The sequence below is a fragment of the Rhodococcus sp. FW305-130 genome (assembly GCF_058788335.1).
The window spans coordinates 1-1,439 of record NZ_JBYTAP010000004.1; the positions used below are offsets into that span (position 1 = coordinate 1).

The 1,439-nt window shown below is 61.8% G+C and carries 1 protein-coding gene; it reads right to left on the reverse strand.

All coding sequences use genetic code 11. The features are described 5' to 3' along the window. A partial coding sequence (locus tag AC3WQS_RS13185; RefSeq protein ID WP_492741485.1) for a DUF7927 domain-containing protein occupies nucleotides 1-1,439 on the reverse strand: 1,439 nt, incomplete at both ends.

Below are 1,439 nucleotides of genomic sequence, written 5' to 3' on the forward strand. Positions count from 1 at the left end.
GTGAACCCCGGAACCTGAACCGGATGCTCGGTCGTCACCGGCGGAGGAGTGATCTCCGGACCGGTCGGCGGCTTCGCAGTACCGGTGACCTTGTTGTTGACCAGAACGCCGCCGGCAACACCGTCGTTGACCTTCACCTGATAGGTCAGAACAACCGACTTACCCGCCTCGAGTGCACCCGTCCACGAGAGCGTGGCGCCCTCGAGGGTCGGAGCAGTCGCGTCGACACCGTCGACAGTTGCCTTGAGCGAACCGTCCACCAACGCGGCGTTGTCGAGAACCTTCGACAGATCATCGGTCAACACCACCGGATCAAGGGTCGTGTTACCCGTGTTCGCACCGGTCACCGTGTACGTGATCGTCTGACCAGCAGCAACATTGGTACCCGAGACCGGATCCGCAGTCTTCGCGACCGTGAACCCCGGAACCTGAACCGGATGCGTCGTGCACAGCTGAGTCGCCGGATCACACACCTCCGGAGGATCAACCGGAGGAGTCGTCCCCGGAACAACGAAGTTGAGCACCGTGTTGTCGGCATTCGCCGCAACGCGATCGGCATCAGCCTTGACCGTGACGGTGTACGTCACCGTCTTGCTCTCGCCGGCCGCCAAGGTCCCCGTCACCGAGAAACCATCCGTGCCGACCATCGTCGCAGTCAACGGAGCATCAGCACTCAAGCTGCCCGCAACCAGATCAGCATCGTCGAGCAGACCACGCAGATCGTCGAAGTGCGCGACCTCACCCGCACCGTTACCGGTGTTCGAGAACGTGAGCGTGTACTTGATGTCCTGACCGGCAACAACATTCGAACCCGACACCGGATCAGAGGACTTCACCACAGCAATCTTCGGAGACACCACCGGGTGCTCGGTCGTGACCGGCGGAGGAGTGATCTCCGGACCGGTCGGCGGCTTCGCAGTACCGGTGACCTTGTTGTTGACCAGAACGCCGCCGGCAACACCGTCGTTGACCTTCACCTGATAGGTCAGAACAACCGACTTACCCGCCTCGAGTGCACCCGTCCACGAGAGCGTGGCGCCCTCGAGGGTCGGAGCAGCACCGTCGACACCGTCGACCGTCGCCTTGAGCGAACCGTCCACCAACGCCGCGTTGTCGAGAACCTTCGACAGATCATCGGTCAACACCACCGGATCAAGAGTCGTGTTACCCGTATTGGCACCCGTCACCGTGTACGTGATCGTCTGACCAGCAGCAACATTGGTACCCGAGACCGGATCCGCAGTCTTCGCGACCGTGAACCCCGGAACCTGAACCGGATGCGTCGTGCACAGCTGAGTCGCCGGATCACACACCTCCGGAGGATCAACCGGAGGAGTCGTCCCCGGAACAACGAAGTTGAGCACGAACACCCCACCGACCACATCGGCATTGACCTTCACCGAATACGTCACCGTCTTCGTTTCGCCGGCCGCCAAGGT